Source organism: Pseudomonas lalucatii (genome assembly GCF_018398425.1).
In the GTDB taxonomy this organism is placed as follows: Bacteria; Pseudomonadota; Gammaproteobacteria; order Pseudomonadales; family Pseudomonadaceae; genus Aquipseudomonas; species Aquipseudomonas lalucatii.
Genome location: NZ_JADPMV010000002.1, coordinates 566287 through 581436, shown reverse-complemented (window position 1 = coordinate 581436; position 15150 = coordinate 566287). Strand labels below are relative to the sequence as shown.

The 15150-nt window shown below is 67.3% G+C and carries 12 protein-coding genes; 11 read left to right on the top strand and 1 reads right to left on the bottom strand.

Annotated features, from left to right (window positions below; all coding sequences use genetic code 11):
• Nucleotides 1-2 precede the first annotated feature (2 nt).
• From lpxB to ispD, 10 genes are all read left to right on the top strand, one after another.
• Nucleotides 3-1136, top strand: coding sequence for a lipid-A-disaccharide synthase (gene lpxB, locus I0D00_RS16120; protein WP_213640843.1), 1134 nt, complete (start codon nt 3-5; stop codon nt 1134-1136).
• The gene (gene rnhB, locus I0D00_RS16115; protein ID WP_213640842.1) at nt 1136-1732 is read left to right on the top strand and encodes a ribonuclease HII; all 597 of its coding nucleotides are present in this window, start codon (nt 1136-1138) and stop codon (nt 1730-1732) included. The genes lpxB and rnhB overlap by 1 nt, the downstream gene beginning before the upstream one ends.
• Nucleotides 1733-1821: 89 nt before the next feature.
• Nucleotides 1822-5340: a DNA polymerase III subunit alpha gene (gene dnaE / locus I0D00_RS16110; protein ID WP_213640841.1), complete on the top strand. Its 3519-nt coding sequence runs from the start codon at nt 1822-1824 to the stop codon at nt 5338-5340.
• Between the two features lie 135 nt (nt 5341-5475).
• Nucleotides 5476-6426 (top strand): acetyl-CoA carboxylase carboxyltransferase subunit alpha, encoded by a 951-nt coding sequence (locus I0D00_RS16105; protein ID WP_213640840.1) that lies wholly within the window; start codon nt 5476-5478, stop codon nt 6424-6426.
• Entirely contained in the window at nt 6427-7743 is a 1317-nt protein-coding gene (tilS, locus tag I0D00_RS16100) for a tRNA lysidine(34) synthetase TilS (protein WP_213640839.1), read from the top strand.
• A 182-nt stretch (nt 7744-7925) separates the two neighbouring features.
• The gene (locus I0D00_RS16095) at nt 7926-9557 is read left to right on the top strand and encodes a CTP synthase (protein ID WP_213640838.1); all 1632 of its coding nucleotides are present in this window, start codon (nt 7926-7928) and stop codon (nt 9555-9557) included.
• A gap of 4 nt (nt 9558-9561) precedes the next feature.
• Nucleotides 9562-10407 (top strand): 3-deoxy-8-phosphooctulonate synthase, encoded by an 846-nt coding sequence (gene kdsA, locus I0D00_RS16090; RefSeq protein WP_213640837.1) that lies wholly within the window; start codon nt 9562-9564, stop codon nt 10405-10407.
• Nucleotides 10408-10550: 143 nt separating this feature from the next.
• Nucleotides 10551-11840 (top strand): phosphopyruvate hydratase, encoded by a 1290-nt coding sequence (gene eno, locus I0D00_RS16085; RefSeq protein ID WP_213640836.1) that lies wholly within the window; start codon nt 10551-10553, stop codon nt 11838-11840.
• A gap of 65 nt (nt 11841-11905) precedes the next feature.
• A complete protein-coding gene (ftsB, locus tag I0D00_RS16080; RefSeq protein ID WP_213640835.1) occupies nt 11906-12184 on the top strand; it encodes a cell division protein FtsB in 279 nt (92 codons plus the stop codon).
• The gene (ispD, locus tag I0D00_RS16075; RefSeq protein ID WP_213640834.1) at nt 12181-12891 is read left to right on the top strand and encodes a 2-C-methyl-D-erythritol 4-phosphate cytidylyltransferase; all 711 of its coding nucleotides are present in this window, start codon (nt 12181-12183) and stop codon (nt 12889-12891) included. The genes ftsB and ispD overlap by 4 nt, the downstream gene beginning before the upstream one ends.
• Before the next feature lie 44 nt (nt 12892-12935).
• Here the strand turns inward: ispD and I0D00_RS16070 are convergent, their stop codons facing one another.
• Nucleotides 12936-13835, bottom strand: a complete 900-nt coding sequence (locus I0D00_RS16070) for a LysR substrate-binding domain-containing protein (protein WP_213640833.1) — start codon at nt 13833-13835, stop codon at nt 12936-12938.
• Nucleotides 13836-13993: 158 nt separating this feature from the next.
• Here I0D00_RS16070 and I0D00_RS16065 point away from each other — a divergent pair, with 158 nt between their 5' ends.
• The gene (locus I0D00_RS16065; RefSeq protein WP_213640832.1) at nt 13994-15106 is read left to right on the top strand and encodes an S-(hydroxymethyl)glutathione dehydrogenase/class III alcohol dehydrogenase; all 1113 of its coding nucleotides are present in this window, start codon (nt 13994-13996) and stop codon (nt 15104-15106) included.
• Nucleotides 15107-15150: the final 44 nt, after the last annotated feature.

Here is a 15150-nt window from a genome sequence, read left to right as displayed (position 1 = left end):
CCATGGGCCAGTCATTGCGCGTCGCCCTGGTGGCCGGCGAAGCCTCGGGCGACATCCTCGGCTCCGGCCTGATGCGGGCGCTGAAGGCACGCCATCCGCAGATCGAGTTCATCGGCGTCGGCGGGCCGCTGATGCAGGGCGAAGGCCTGAAATCCTACTTTCCCATGGAGCGCCTGGCGGTCATGGGCCTGGTCGAGGTGCTCGGCCGCCTGCCGGAACTGCTGGCCCGCCGTCGGCGCCTGCTGCGCGACCTGGTCGACGCCAGGCCGGACGTGTTCATCGGCATCGACGCGCCGGACTTCAATCTCGATCTGGAGCTCAAGCTGCGCCGGGCCGGGATCAAGACCGTGCACTACGTCAGCCCCTCGGTCTGGGCCTGGCGGCAGAAGCGCGTGCTGAAGATTCGCCAGGCCTGCGACCTGATGCTCTGCCTGTTTCCCTTCGAGGCCCAGTTCTACGACGCCCAGCAGGTGCCGGTGCGTTTCGTCGGGCATTCGCTGGCCGATACCATCCCCCTGGAGGCCGACCGCGAGGCCGCCCGCGAGGCCCTGGATCTGCCGCTGGACTGCCCCGTGGTGGCCCTGCTGCCCGGCAGCCGGGGCGGCGAGGTGGCGCGTCTGGGCGGGCTGTTCCTCGATGCGGCGTCGCGCCTGCGGGCCCTGCGCCCCGGCATCCGCTTCGTGCTGCCGAGCGCCAGCCCCGAGCGCCGAGCCCAGCTCGAGCAGTTGCTGGTGGATCGCGACCTGCCGCTGACCCTGGTGGACGGCCGCTCCCACGAGGTGCTGGCCGCCTGCGATGCGGTGCTGATCGCCTCCGGCACCGCGACCCTCGAGGCGCTGCTGTACAAGCGGCCGATGGTGGTGGCGTACCGCGTGGCGCCGCTGACCTACCGGATACTCAAGCGCCTGGTGAAGAGCCCCTACATCTCCCTGCCCAACCTGCTGGCCGAGCGCCTGTTGGTGCCCGAGCTGATCCAGGATGCGGCCACGCCGGAGTCCCTGGCCCAGCATCTGGCGCCGTTGCTGGAGGACGGCGAGGTGCAGACCGAGGGCTTCGACCTGATCCACCGCGCCTTGCGCCGCGACGCCTCGGCCCAGGCCGCCGAGGCCGTGCTGGAACTGGCCGGGCGCGCCTGATGCAGCTCGGGCTGGACTTCACCCAGGTGCAGGAGCTGGTGGCCGGCGTCGATGAGGTCGGGCGCGGCCCGTTGTGCGGCGCGGTGGTCACCGCGGCGGTGATTCTCGATCCGGCGCGGCCGATTCTCGGCCTGAACGACTCGAAGAAACTCAGCGAGGCGCGTCGCGACAAGCTCTTCGAGGAGATTCGCGAAAAGGCCCTGGCCTGGTGCATCGCCCGCGCCGAGGTCGAGGAAATCGATCGACTCAACATCCTTCAGGCCACCATGCTGGCCATGCAACGCGCGGTGGAAGGCCTGAGCGTCACCCCCAGGCTGGCGCTGATCGACGGCAATCGCTGCCCGCGATTGCAGGTGCCCAGCGCCGCGGTGGTCAAGGGTGACAGCCAGGTGCCGGCGATCGCCGCGGCCTCTATCCTGGCCAAGGTCAGCCGCGACCGTGAGATGCAGCGGCTCGACCTGCAGTATCCCGGCTACGGCATCGCCGGGCACAAGGGCTACCCCACTGCGGCCCACCTGGAAGCCCTGCGGCGCCTGGGGCCGACCCCCATCCATCGGCGCTCCTTCGCCCCGGTGCGTGCCCTGCTGGAGCCCTAGGGGCGCCCCGCGACGCGCGTCTCTGGCCTTTATCCCCGGGCCCGGTACAATCCGGGCCTTGTCGTTTTCGTGTTCTGCATAGGCTTGCCATGACCGTTTCCTTCGTCCACCTGCGTCTGCACTCCGAGTACTCCCTGGTCGACGGCCTGGTGCGGGTCAAACCGCTGATCAAGGCGACCGCGGGTGCCGGCATGCCGGCGGTGGCGATCACCGACATGAGCAACATGTGCGCCCTGGTGAAGTTCTACAAGGCGGCCATGGGCGCCGGGATCAAGCCGATCTGCGGCGCCGATATCTGGCTGGCCAGCCCGGACGAGGACGGCCCGCTGAGCCGCATGACCCTGCTGGCGATGAATGCCAAGGGTTATCGCAACCTCACCGAGCTGATCTCCCGCGGCTGGATGGAGGGGCAGAGCAACGACCTGGTGATCATCCAGCGGGACTGGGTCAAGGCCGCCGCTGAGGGCCTGATCGCCCTGTCCGGGGCCAAGGAGGGCGAAGTCGGCCAGGCCCTGCTCGAGGACGATCTGGCCGAGGCCGAAGCCCGGCTGCGCGAGTGGCAGGCGGTGTTCCCCGGGCGCTTCTACCTGGAGGTGCAGCGGACCAACCGGGTCGGCGACGAGGAGCACCTGCACGGCGCCGTGGCCCTGGCCGAGCGCATCGGCGTGCCGCTGGTGGCGACCAACGACGTGCGCTTCATCAAGCAGGAGGACTTCGCCGCCCACGAGACCCGCGTGTGCATCGGCGAGGGACGCTCCCTGGATGACCCGCGGCGCCTGCGCACCTACTCGGACCAGCAGTACCTGAAGACCCCGGAAGAGATGCGGGAACTGTTCAGCGACCTGCCCGAGGCGCTGGAGAACTCCGTGGAGATCGCCAGGCGCTGCAACATCGAGGTCCAGCTCGGCACCTACTTCCTGCCGAACTTCCCGATTCCCGACGGCATGACCATGGACGAGTACTTCCGCAAGGTCTCCTTCGACGGCCTGGAAGAGCGCCTGGCCGTGCTCTTGCCGCCGGACACCCCGGACTACGCCGCGAAGAAACAGGTCTATGTCGACCGCCTGAACTTCGAGCTGGACATCATCATCCAGATGGGCTTTCCCGGCTACTTCCTGATCGTCATGGACTTCATCCAGTGGGCCAAGAGCAACGGCGTGCCGGTCGGCCCCGGCCGGGGCTCGGGTGCCGGCTCCCTGGTGGCCTACGTGCAGAAGATCACCGACCTCGACCCGCTGGCCTACGACCTGCTGTTCGAGCGCTTCCTCAACCCCGAGCGGGTGTCGATGCCCGACTTCGACGTCGACTTCTGCATGGACGGCCGCGACCGGGTCATCGACTACGTGGCCGAGAAGTACGGGCGCAATGCGGTGAGCCAGATCATCACCTTCGGCTCCATGGCGGCCAAGGCGGTGGTGCGCGACGTGGCCCGGGCCCAGGGCAAGTCCTACGGCCTGGCCGACCGCCTGTCGAAGATGATCCCCTTCGAGGTCGGCATGACCCTGGAGAAGGCCTACGAGCAGGAGGAGGCGCTGCGCGACTTCCTCAAGGTCGACGAGGAGGCCGCGGAGATCTGGGAGATGTCGCTCAAGCTCGAGGGCATCACCCGCGGCACCGGCAAGCACGCCGGCGGCGTGGTGATCGCGCCGACCAAGCTCACCGACTTCTCGCCGATCGCCTGCGACGAGGAGGGCGGCGGCCTGGTGACCCAGTTCGACAAGGACGACGTCGAGGCCGCCGGCCTGGTCAAGTTCGACTTCCTCGGCCTGCGCACCCTGACCATCATCAAGTGGGCGATGGAGACCATCAACCGCGAGCAGGCCAAGAAGGGCCTGGAGCCGCTGAACATCGACTTCATCCCGCTGGACGACAAGCCGACCTACGCGATGCTGCAGAAGGCCGAGACCACCGCGGTGTTCCAGCTCGAATCGCGGGGCATGAAGGAGCTGATCAAGAAGCTCAAGCCCGATTGCCTGGAAGACCTCATCGCCCTGGTGGCGCTGTTCCGTCCCGGTCCGCTGCAGTCGGGCATGGTGGACGACTTCATCAACCGCAAGCACGGCCGCGCCGAGCTGGCCTACCCGCATCCGGACTACCAGTACGAGGGGCTCAAGCCGGTGCTGGCGCCGACCTACGGCATCATCCTGTACCAGGAGCAGGTGATGCAGATCGCCCAGGTCATGGCCGGCTATACCCTCGGCGGCGCCGACATGCTGCGCCGCGCCATGGGCAAGAAGAAGCCGGAGGAGATGGCCAAGCAGCGCGGCGGCTTCATCGAGGGCTGCGCCAACAACGGCATCGACGCGGACCTGGCGGGCAACATCTTCGACCTGGTGGAAAAGTTCGCCGGCTACGGCTTCAACAAGTCCCACTCCGCCGCCTACGGCCTGGTCTCCTACCAGACCGCCTGGCTCAAGGCCCACCACCCGGCGCCGTTCATGGCCGCGGTGCTGTCGGCGGACATGCACAACACCGACAAGGTGGTGACCCTGATCGAGGAATGCCGCAGCATGAAGCTGCGCCTCGATGCGCCGGACGTGAACACCTCCGACTTCAAGTTCACCGTCAACGACGACGGTCGCATCGTCTATGGCCTGGGCGCGATCAAGGGCGTCGGCGAGGGACCGGTGGAGGCCATCGTCGAGTCGCGCCAGGACGGGCCGTTCAAGGACCTGTTCGACTTCTGCTCGCGGGTCGACCTCAAGCGCATCAACAAGCGCACCCTCGAGGCACTGATCCGCAGCGGCGCCCTGGACCGCCTGGGGCCGCACTTCCACGACGAGCTCAAGGCCTACCAGGCCAACATCGACCGCAATCGCGCGGTGCTGCTGGCGGCCATGGAGGAGGCGGTGCAGGCGGCGGAGCAGACCGCCCGCAGCCATGACAGTGGCCACATGGACCTGTTCGGCGGGGTGTTCGCCGACACCGAGACCGACGTCTACGCCAACCACCTGAAGGCCCGCGAGCTGACGCTCAAGGAGCGCCTGAAGGGCGAGAAGGACACCCTCGGCCTGTACCTCACCGGCCACCCGATCGACGAGTACGAAGGCGAGGTGCGGCGTTTCGCCCGCCAGCGCATCGTCGACCTCAAGCCGGCGCGCGACAGCCAGACGGTGGCCGGGCTGATCGTTGCCCTGCGGGTGATGAAGAACAAGAAGGGCGACAAGATGGGCTTTATCACCCTCGATGACCGCTCCGGGCGGATCGAGGCCTCGCTGTTCGCCGACGCCTTCGCCGGCGCCCAGGCGCTGCTGCAGACCGATGCCCTGGTGGTGGTCGAGGGCGAGGTGAGCAACGACGATTTCTCCGGCGGCCTGCGCCTGCGCGCCAAGCGGGTGATGAGCTTGGAGGAGGCGCGCACCGGCCTGGCCGAAAGCCTGCGCTTGAAAGTCGCCGGGGCGGCCTTGAAGGGCGACCGCCTGCGCTGGTTGGCCGAACTGTGCAGTCGCCATCGCGGCGCCTGCCCGATCACCCTGGACTACACCGGCGATGCCGCCAAGGCCCTGCTGCAGTTCGGCGAAAGCTGGCGCATCGACCCGGCCGACAGCTTGATTCAGGCATTGCGTGACCAGTTCGGGCGAGACAACGTCTTTTTGCACTACCGCTGATAGACGAGGCCCAGCCTCGCCAGTTGGCCCGACACGCTATTGGGTGTCGACCTCGATGCGCCCGATCCCTTAAGGTAGGGCGCGAAACGGATACAGCTCCCCGGCCGCTTGGCCGTCGACGCAAGACGGATGACTATGAACCCGAATTTTCTCGATTTCGAACAGCCGATCGCCGACCTGCAAGCCAAGATCGAAGAGCTTCGCTTGGTGGGTAACGACAACGCGTTGAACATCAACGAAGAGATCGCCCGCCTGCAGGACAAGAGCAGCGCCCTGACCGAAAGCATTTTCGGCAACCTGACCAGCTGGCAGATCGCTCAGCTCGCCCGTCATCCGCGCCGCCCCTATACCCTGGACTACCTGCAGCACATCTTCACCGAGTTCGACGAGCTGCACGGCGACCGGCATTTCTCCGACGACGCCGCGATCGTCGGCGGTGTGGCGCGTCTGGACGGCGAGCCGGTGATGGTCATCGGCCACCAGAAGGGCCGCGACGTGCGCGAGAAGGTGCGCCGCAACTTCGGCATGCCGCGCCCGGAAGGCTATCGCAAGGCCTGCCGCCTGATGGAAATGGCCGAGCGCTTCAAGATGCCGATCCTCACCTTCATCGACACCCCCGGCGCCTACCCGGGCATCGATGCCGAGGAGCGCGGGCAGAGCGAGGCGATCGCCTGGAACCTGCGGGTGATGGCGCGGCTGAAGACCCCGATCATCGCCACGGTGATCGGGGAAGGCGGTTCCGGCGGCGCCCTGGCGATCGGCGTCTGCGATCGCCTGAACATGCTGCAGTACTCCACCTATTCGGTGATCTCGCCGGAAGGCTGCGCCTCTATCCTGTGGAAAACCGCGGAGAAGGCGCCGGACGCGGCCGAGGCCATGGGCATTACCGCCGAGCGCCTGAAGGGCCTGGGCATCGTCGACAAGGTGATCGCCGAGCCCCTGGGCGGCGCCCACAGCGACCCGGCCGCTGCCGCCGAGTCCGTGCGCCAGGAGTTGGCCTCCCAGCTGTCCAGCCTGAAGAAGCTCGATGCCACGGAGCTGCTGGCCCGCCGCTACGAGCGCCTGATGAGCTACGGCATCGCCTAAATGAGCCTGCACGCCAGGGTGCTGGAGCGTCTGGCGCCTTGGCGCGATGCGCCGGCCTGGCGCGTCGCCTTCTCTGGTGGCCTGGACTCCACCGTGCTGTTGCATCTGTTGGCCCGCCTCGCGCAACGCGAGGCCCTGCCGCCGATTTCCGCCATCCATGTGCATCACGGCCTGCAGGCCGCGGCCGACGCCTGGCCGGACCATTGTCGGCGGCAGTGCGAGGCACTGGGTATTCCCTTGCATGTGCAGTCGGTCGCGGTGGTGCCGGGGGCGAGTCTCGAGCGTGCCGCGCGGGACGCCCGCTACGGGGCGTTCACTGCGCTGCTCGGTGCCGGTGAGGTATTGCTCACGGCCCAGCACCGCGAGGATCAGGCCGAGACCCTGTTGTTTCGCCTGTTGCGCGGTGCCGGCGTGCGCGGCCTGGCCGGCATGCCGGCGAGCCGCGCCTTGGGGCGGGGGCATCTGCTGCGGCCGCTGCTCGACTGCGCGCGCAGCGAACTGGAGGCCTATGCCGCCGAGCACCGCCTGTCCTGGGTCGATGATCCGTCCAATGCCGATGGCCGCTTCGCCCGCAACTATCTGCGCCACCAGGTCATGCCGCTGCTGCGGGCGCGCTGGCCGCAAGCCGAGCGCACCCTGGCGCGCAGTGCGCGGCATCTGGGTGAGGCGGCCCAGTTGCTCGATGAGTTGGCGCAGCTGGATCTGCAGGCGGCGCAAGCGCCCAGCCCGCTGGCCTGGCTTTCGCTGCCGAGCCTGGCTCTGGCGCCATTGCGCAGGCTGAGCACGGCGCGCCTGCGCAATGCCCTGCGTTACTGGCTGCGTGAGCTAACGCCGATGCCGGATGCCGAGCATTGGGCTGGCTGGCAAGCTTTGCTCGAGGCGGCCGACGATGCCGCGCCGATCTGGCGCCTGGCGGGCGGCGAGCTGCACCGGGCCGACGAGCGGTTGTGGTGGTTGGCCGGTGACTGGTTGCTTACACCCCCATGCCCGATCCTGACGCTCGAGAGCGAGAAGTCGCTGACCTTGCCGGGCAATGGCTATGTACGCATCGAGGGGCATTTGCCGGGGCAGGGCGACTGGCGCCTGGCCTACCGCCAGGGCGGCGAGCGCATGGCGGTGGCGGGGCGCGGCCACCGCGACCTCAAGCGCCTGCTCAACGAGCGCCGGCTGCCGGCCTTCGTGCGCGGCCGCCTGCCGTTGCTGCTGTGTGACGGCGAGGTGCGGGCGGTGGCCAATCTGCCGGGCCTGGACGGTGCCGCCGACGGCAGCTGGCGGCTCGCCTGGCGGCCGCCGGTGTGCGATCCAGGTTTGAGCTGATAGGGCCTTTCCGGTAGACTACGCTCCCGTCTTATCCGAGCTTTTGCTGACTCCCTTTCCTCGCGAAAACCGGAGTCGGTGACGGCTTGCCAATTGCGGCGTAGCCGTAATTGGGGGCTTCGGCCTTCCTTCGCTTTCCCCGGCGGCGCTGACCGCTTAAACGCAGACTTCTAGGGTTTTTCATGACGCGCTACATCTTCGTCACGGGTGGTGTTGTTTCTTCTTTGGGGAAAGGCATCGCCTCGGCTTCATTGGCGGCCATCCTGGAGGCGCGGGGCCTGAAGGTCACGATGCTCAAGCTGGACCCCTACATCAACGTCGATCCGGGCACCATGAGCCCGTTCCAGCACGGCGAGGTGTTCGTCACCCACGACGGCGCCGAGACCGACCTGGACCTGGGTCACTACGAGCGGTTCATCCGCACGACCATGACCCAGAACAACAACTTCACCACCGGCCGCGTCTACGAAGACGTGCTGCGCAAGGAACGCCGTGGCGATTACCTGGGCGCCACCATCCAGGTGATTCCGCACATCACCGACGAGATCAAGCGGCGCATCATCAAGGGCGCCGGCGATGCCGACGTGGCCATGGTCGAGATCGGCGGCACGGTCGGCGATATCGAGTCGCAGCCGTTCCTCGAGGCGATCCGCCAGCTGCGCGTGGAAGTGGGCGCCAAGCGCGCCATGCTCATGCACCTGACCCTGGTGCCGTACATCGCCACCGCCGGCGAGACCAAGACCAAGCCGACCCAGCACTCGGTGAAGGAACTGCGCTCCATCGGCCTGCAACCGGACGTGCTGATCTGCCGCTCCGACCACCCGGTGGACGTCTCCTCGCGGCGCAAGATCGCCCTGTTCACCAACGTCGAAGAGCGCGCGGTGATCAGCCTGCAGGACGTCGATACCATCTACAAGATTCCCTCGGTGCTGCACGCCCAGGGCCTGGACGATTTCGTCGTCGAGCGCTTTGGCCTGGACTGCGGCGGCGCCGACCTGTCCGAGTGGGACCGCGTGGTCGATGCCAAGCTGAACCCCGAGCATGAAGTCAACATCGCCATGGTCGGCAAGTACATGGAGCTGCTGGATGCCTACAAGTCGCTGATCGAGGCGATGAGCCACGCCGGCATCCAGAACCGCACCAAGGTCAACCTGCGCTACATCGATTCCGAAGACATCGAGAACCAGGGCACCGGCCTGCTCGAGGGCGTCGATGCCATCCTGGTGCCCGGCGGCTTCGGCCTGCGCGGCGTGGAAGGCAAGATCAAGACCGTGCAGTACGCCCGCGAGAACAAGATCCCCTACCTGGGCATCTGTCTCGGCATGCAGGTCGCGGTGATCGAATTCGCCCGCAACGTGCTGGGCTGGGCAGACGCCAACTCCACCGAGTTCGACAGCAGCGGCAGCCACCCGGTGGTCGGCCTGATCACCGAGTGGCAGGACGCCACCGGCGAGGTCGAGCAGCGCAGCGCAAGCTCCGATCTCGGCGGCACCATGCGCCTGGGCGCCCAGGACTGCCAGCTGGAAAGCGGCTCCCAGGTGCGCCAGTGCTACGGCCAGGACGTCATCGTCGAGCGCCATCGCCATCGCTACGAGGTCAACAACAACCTGCTGCCGCAGCTGATCGAGGCCGGCCTCAAGGTCACCGGACGCTCCGGCGACGGCGCCCTGGTGGAAGTGGTGGAGGCCCCCGACCATCCCTGGTTCGTCGCCTGCCAGTTCCATCCCGAGTTCACCTCGACGCCGCGCGACGGCCATCCGCTGTTCAGCGGCTTCGTCAACGCCGCGCTGGCCCAGCGTGCGAAGAAGGCCTGAGGACATGACCCAGAAGACCATCCGCGTCGGCGCGATCGAGATCGCCAACGACAAGCCCATGGTGCTGTTCGGCGGCATCAACGTCCTCGAGTCCCGCGAGCTGGCGCTGCGGGCCTGCGAGGAATACGTGCGGGTCACCGACAAGCTCGGCATTCCCTACGTGTTCAAGGCCAGTTTCGACAAGGCCAACCGTTCCTCGGTGGCCTCCTTCCGCGGCCCGGGCCTGGATGAGGGGCTGAAGATCTTCGAGGAGGTGAAGAGGACCTTCGGCGTGCCGGTGATCACCGACGTCCACGAGCCCCATCAGGCGCAGCCGGTGGCCGAGGTGTGCGACATCATCCAGCTGCCGGCCTTTCTGTCGCGGCAGACCGACCTGGTGGTGGCCATGGCCAAGACCGGCGCGGTGGTCAACATCAAGAAGGCCCAGTTCCTCGCCCCCCAGGAGATGAAGCACATCCTCGCCAAGTGCGTGGAGGCCGGTAACGACCAGCTGATCCTCTGCGAGCGCGGTACCTCGTTCGGCTACAACAACCTGGTGGTCGACATGCTCGGCTTCGGCATCATGAAGCAGTTCGACTACCCGGTGTTCTTCGACGTGACCCATGCCCTGCAGATGCCGGGCGGGCGCAGCGACTCTGCCGCCGGACGACGGGCCCAGGTCACCGACCTGGCCAAGGCGGGCATGAGCCAGGGCCTGGCCGGCCTGTTCCTCGAGGCCCATCCGGACCCGGATCAGGCCAAGTGCGACGGCCCCTGCGCCCTGCGCCTGGACAAGCTGGAGCCCTTCCTCACCCAGCTCAAGCAACTGGATGAACTGATCAAGAGCTTTGCGCCGATCGAGACCGCCTGACCTGGCGGTGTTCCATTGGTGAGATTTTTGTATACAATTTTGCTTTCCTGTCGGTACATTTGTGCGCTCGTGCCTCGGCCCGTGCGCATGCGCTGCCCAGTCCGGCGCTAACCTGTTCGTCAACTATTGGAGTGCTCAACGCAATGGCAAAGATCGTCGACATCAAAGGCCGTGAGGTTCTCGACTCCCGTGGCAACCCGACCGTGGAGGCCGATGTGATCCTCGAGGGCGGCATCATCGGCAGCGCCTGTGCGCCGTCCGGTGCCTCCACCGGTTCGCGCGAGGCGCTGGAACTGCGCGATGGCGACAAGAGCCGTTACCTGGGCAAGGGCGTGCTCAAGGCCGTGGCCAACATCAATGGGCCGATTCGCGACCTGCTGCTGGGTAAGGATGCCATCGACCAGTCCGCCCTGGACCGCGCGATGATCGACCTGGACGGCACCGAGAACAAGGCCAGCCTGGGCGCCAACGCCATCCTCGCCGTGTCCCTGGCCGCCGCCAAGGCCGCCGCCCAGGCCAAGGGCGTGCCGCTGTACGCGCACATCGCCGACCTCAACGGCACCCCGGGCCAGTACTCCATGCCGGTGCCGATGATGAACATCATCAACGGCGGCGAGCACGCCGACAACAACGTCGACATCCAGGAGTTCATGGTCCAGCCGGTCGGCGCCAAGACCTTCTCCGACGCCCTGCGCATGGGTACCGAGATCTTCCATCACCTCAAAGCCGTGCTCAAGGCCCGTGGCCTGAGCACCTCGGTGGGCGACGAGGGCGGCTTCGCGCCGAACCTGGCGTCCAACGAGGACGCCCTGGCGGCCATCGCCGAGGCCGTGGCCAACGCCGGCTACAAGCTGGGCGAGGACGTCACCCTGGCCCTGGACTGCGCCTCCAGCGAGTTCTACAAGAACGGCCAGTACGACCTGGCCGGCGAAGGCAAGCAGTTCGACGCCGCTGGTTTCGCCGACTACCTGGCCGGCCTGACCCAGCGCTACCCGATCATCTCCATCGAAGACGGCATGGACGAGTCCGACTGGGCCGGCTGGAAAGTGCTGACCGACAAGATCGGCGAGAAGGTGCAGCTGGTCGGCGACGACCTGTTCGTCACCAACACCAAGATCCTCAAGCGCGGCATCGACGAGTCCATCGGCAACTCGATCCTGATCAAGTTCAACCAGATCGGCTCGCTGACCGAGACCCTGGAAGCCATCCAGATGGCCAAGGCCGCCGGCTACACCGCGGTGATCTCGCACCGCAGCGGCGAAACCGAGGACAGCACCATCGCGGATCTCGCCGTGGGCACCGCCGCCGGCCAGATCAAGACCGGCTCGCTGTGCCGTTCCGACCGCGTATCCAAGTACAACCAGCTGCTGCGCATCGAGGAGCAACTGGCCGGTCAGGCGGCCTACCGTGGCCGCGCCGAGTTCCGTGGTTGAACTCAGTCGTGGTAAAAGAGGGGCGGCGCGAGTCGCCCCTCTTTCGTTCGGATACCCTTCGCCCTATGCGTAGCCCCTATTGGTTGTGGTTGGTCCTGGTCGTACTGCTGGCGGGCCTGCAGTACCGCCTCTGGGTGGGCGAGGGCAGCCTGGCCCAGGCGACCGAGCTGAAGCGGCAGATCGCCGAGCAGCAGGGGGAGAACCGGCGCCTGCTGGAGCGCAACCGCATCCTCGAGGCGGAGGTCCTGGAGCTGAAGAAGGGCATGGAAACCGTCGAGGAGCGCGCCCGACACGAGCTCGGCATGGTCAGGGAGGGCGAGACCCTCTATCAGCTGGTCGAATGAGTGCCGCCATGCTTCCTCCTTTCTGGGTCCTGATCCCGGCCGCCGGCGTCGGCAGCCGCATGCGCGCCGACCGACCCAAGCAGTACCTCGAGCTGGCCGGCAAGACCATCCTCGAACACAGCCTGGCCTGCTTTGTCGACCATCCGCAGTTGCGCGGTCTGGTCGTCAGCCTGGCCGGCGACGATCCCTACTGGCCGACCCTGGCGTGCGCCTCGGATGCGCGAATTCGGTGCGCCGCGGGCGGCCGCGAGCGCGCCGACTCGGTGCTGGGCGGTCTGCAGCGGCTGACCGAGCTGGGCGCCGCGGAGCAGGACTGGGTGCTGGTGCACGATGCGGCGCGCCCCAACCTGGCGCGTGACGACCTGGACAGGCTGCTCACCGAGCTGGCCGCCGATCCGGTCGGCGGGCTGCTCGCCGTGCCGGCGCGCGACACCCTCAAGCGTGCCGGTGCCGACGGTCGGGTGCGGGAAACCGTCGACCGGGCGGCGATCTGGCAGGCCTACACGCCGCAGATGTTCCGCCTCGGCCAGCTCTTTCGCGCCCTGTCCGACGCGCAGGTGGCCGGCGTGGCGGTCACCGACGAGGCCTCGGCCATCGAGTGGGCCGGGCTGGCACCGCGCCTGATCGAGGGACGTGCCGACAACCTCAAGGTCACCCGGCCGGAGGACCTCGACTGGCTGCGCCGGCACTGGGCGGACAAGGGCTGAACGGCTCTCGTAGGCCAGGTTGGCCGTCAGCGGCCTAACCCGTCTTAGAACGGGCTCGCTCGATACTCCGCGCGCTGCGCCATGCCTGCCTTGAGGAAGTCCACCAGCTGCCGCACCTTGGGCGACAGGTGGCGCTGCTGCGGGTAGAGCGCCCAGACCGCGGTGTTCGGCGGCTGCTGGTTGGCCAGCAGCGACACCAGGGCGCCGCTGCGCAGGTGCTCCAGCACGTAGTAGTCCGGCAGCTGGCACAGGCCGAGGCCGCGCAACGCCGCGTCGAGCACCGCCTGGCCGCTGTTGCAGCGCCAGTTGCCCTGGACCCGCTGGCTCGACTCGCGGCCATCGAGCTGGAAGCTCCAGATCTCCGAGCTGCCGATCAGGCAGTTGTGCCGGCCCAGTTCCGACAGGCTGTGGGGGCGGCCATAACGCTGCAGGTAGGCCGGCGCCGCGCACAGGTACATCTGCCGCGGCGCCAGGCGTGTGGCCACCAGGCGCGAGTCCTGCAGGCGACCCAGGCGGATGGCCAGGTCGAGGCCCTCCTGGACCATGTCCAGGGTGCGGTTGCTCAGCTCGATCTCGACCCGCAGTTGCGGGTGGCGGCTCATGAAGTCGGTCACCAGCGGCACGATGAAGCGCTCGCCGTAGGCCACCGCGCAGGTCATGCGCAGCAGCCCCTTGGGTTCGCTGCCCAGGTCGCCGACCGCGCGCAGCGCCTCCTCGCGGGCATCCTGCAGGCGCTGGCAATGCTGCAGGAAGGTCTGCCCGGCCTCGGTCAGCGCCACCCGTCGGGTGCTGCGGTAGAACAGGCGGGTCTGCAGGCGCTCCTCCAGGCGGGCGATCTGCCGGCTGACCTGGGAGGACGACAGGCCCAGGCGTTCGGCGGCGGCGGTGAACTGGCCGCACTCGGCGACCGCGACGAACTCGTCCAGGCCTTCCCAGCGGTTCATCTAAAGGCTCCTCACGGGATTAGCATTCCCGCGATTCTAGGCGAGGGCAGGGCCTATTGTCCCTGGCTGGCAATAATCTTTTGCTGGTTGGCCGATTATTCACTGGAAGTCGCTGATCTATACTTTCCGCCTTCGTTGTAATCCGCTGGAGAGCGATCATGATCAAGTCCCGTGCTGCCGTGGCCTTTGCCGCCAACCAACCGCTGCAAGTCGTCGAAGTGGATGTCGCGCCGCCCCAGGCCGGCGAAGTGCTGGTGCGCATCGTCGCCACCGGTGTCTGCCACACCGACGCCTACACCCTGTCCGGTCAGGATTCCGAGGGCGTGTTCCCCTGCATCCTCGGTCACGAGGGCGGTGGCGTGGTCGAGGCGGTCGGCGAGGGGGTGACCTCGGTCAAGGTGGGCGATCACGTGATCCCGCTGTACACCGCCGAGTGCGGCCAGTGCAAATTCTGCAAGTCCAACAAGACCAACCTGTGCAGCTCGGTCCGCGCCACCCAGGGCAAGGGCCTGATGCCGGACGGCACCACGCGCTTCTCCTACCAGGGTCAGCCGGTCTACCACTACATGGGCTGCTCGACCTTCTCCGAGTACACCGTGCTGCCGGAAGTCTCCGTTGCCGTGATCCCGAAGGAAGCACCGCTGGACAAGGTCTGCCTGCTGGGCTGCGGCGTCACCACCGGCATCGGTGCGGTACTCAACACCGCCAAGGTCGAAGAGGGCGCCACCGTGGCGATCTTCGGCCTGGGCGGTATCGGCCTGGCGGCGATCATCGGGGCGAAGATGGCCAAGGCCTCGCGCATCATCGGCATCGACATCAACCCGGCCAAGGAGGCCGTGGCCCGTGAGCTGGGTATGACCGAATTCGTCAATCCCAAGGACCATGCCAAGCCGATCCAGGACGTCATAGTCGAGATGACCGATGGTGGTGTGGACTACAGCTTCGAGTGCATCGGCAATGTGCAGCTGATGCGTGCGGCGCTGGAGTGCTGCCACAAGGGCTGGGGCGAGTCGACCATCATCGGCGTGGCGCCGGCCGGTACCGAGATCAGCACCCGTCCGTTCCAGCTGGTCACCGGGCGCGTCTGGCGTGGCAGCGCCTTCGGTGGCGTCAAGGGCCGCACCGAGCTGCCGAACTACGTGGAGAAGGCGCAGAAGGGCGAGATCCCGCTGGACACCTTCATCACCCACAACCTGCCGCTGGACGAGATCAACCAGGCCTTCGACCTGATGCACGAAGGCAAGAGCATCCGTACCGTCATCCACTTCTGATTGCTTGGGGTGGGTGCCGCTTTCGGCATCCACCCTCCAGTGGT